This window comes from Desulfovibrio inopinatus DSM 10711 (assembly GCF_000429305.1).
Classification (GTDB): Bacteria; Desulfobacterota; Desulfovibrionia; order Desulfovibrionales; family Desulfovibrionaceae; genus Alteridesulfovibrio; species Alteridesulfovibrio inopinatus.
Genome location: NZ_AUBP01000067.1, coordinates 1 through 1,417, shown reverse-complemented (window position 1 = coordinate 1,417; position 1,417 = coordinate 1). Strand labels below are relative to the sequence as shown.

Annotated in this window: 2 protein-coding genes; both read right to left on the bottom strand. The window is 56.1% G+C overall.

The genetic code is table 11. The features are described from left to right. Positions 1-172 precede the first annotated feature (172 nt). Positions 173-1,060 (bottom strand): Mu-like prophage major head subunit gpT family protein, encoded by an 888-nt coding sequence (locus tag G451_RS0120360; RefSeq protein WP_027185688.1) that lies wholly within the window; start codon positions 1,058-1,060, stop codon positions 173-175. A gap of 12 nt (positions 1,061-1,072) precedes the next feature. Then, positions 1,073-1,417 (bottom strand): hypothetical protein (locus tag G451_RS34665; protein ID WP_027185687.1); only part of this gene is annotated, 345 nt, incomplete at its 5' end.

Here is a 1,417-nt window from a genome sequence, read left to right as displayed (position 1 = left end):
CATAACAGCCGGATCATCCATGCCCGCGCTCCCGCTGTCGTCGGCAAGCTGCAACAGCTCGTCTTCAGGCAGGAGTGCAATCAAGTCATCGGGAAGAGCATAGGTCATGCGTATTGTCCGTTTGGACTAGGTCAAACCTAGGTCAAAAGGGTTGAGACGAATCATTGTCCGATTAGGCAATCGCCGACAGCCAGGGCGATACCAACGATTCGGCCATACCGCGCCAAATATTCGAAGTGTTATCGGCCAGTTTTTCGGCCTTGAGGATTTCCAAAGCATTTTCTTCCAAGGACGGCGGCACAACCAAAACATTCGGATTGATGCCCAATGGGTCGCCGTTGTCGTCGGTCAAGGACATCATGGCTGCTCGGCCCGTCTTAAACGCAGTAGGGTCCAGGTCTTGCTTGCTCCCATACGCACAATGCCACAGCCCGAAACCGGCATTACCGCGCGCTTCCACGCTCACAAGATACTCACCGCGTTTAAACACGGAGTCGGTCTGCGGATCATCCTGAACAACCATTTGCGGCTTTTTCCGGAGCTGCATGATAAGCGGCTTGAGCGCCTGGGTGGTATCGAGCAGATACCAAGCCGTCCCCGTCCCGCCGCCGGAATTCGAGACGGCTTTCCCGGCAACCTTATGTTCCGCTGAAAAAAACGCCTTGCCGTCATAGCAGGCGGTGGCCCATCCCTTGGAGAGCAGACCAAAAATCAACCGATTGGGCCATGCTCCGGCAGCTCGTCCCGTGGCTTTGGCTTTGAGGCCATATGCGCCGATCCGATCGTCTTCGATGTCATTCCGTTTGACCGCAATCGTGCTTTCAAAGTCTTTGTTGACGACGGTATATTTGAAACCGGAGAGCTGTTTAATGACTTTGTCTCCGATCCATTCCCGTAACGCCGGAAAATCAGCAATCCATGTGTAGTCTTCGATAGCCGTCGTCGAGGTCAGCACATCGGCAATCTTTTCGTAATCCGAGGGCACGCCGCTCAAGGCGTCTTGGAATTCGGTTTTCAGGCCGCGATACAATGCGGCCAAATTCGCTTTATTCACCAACATGTTCGTTACTCCTTAGATCCGCACCCAGGCGTACGCATCGTCAACCCCGAGCAATTCACCGGCCTCGATACTGTTCGTCCCGATTGCCGTACTCGCGGTCTGGTCGTCTTCAACGTAAACAACACCGATATCGCTGCTTGTCGGCGGGTTCGTGGCCGACAGTTCAACCCCAAACACGCCGCGTCGGGCAATCACGTCAACATCGCCGGCCGCGCCCCCGGTATTGTCTGCCTGTGCCGACGCCACCCCCGCCACGATCAGCCCGGCCGCATCCGCAGCCGGAACCGCGTAGCCGCTCGAATTCACCGCCACCATAGATCCCATATAAATCACGGTGTCGGCCGCAACCGGGAAGGC

Bases quoted from the DNA above. Each gene is read 5' to 3' on its own strand.
- G451_RS0120360 (WP_027185688.1), bottom strand. From the start codon at position 1,060: ATGTTGGTGAATAAAGCGAATTTGGCCGCATTGTATCGCGGCCTGAAA.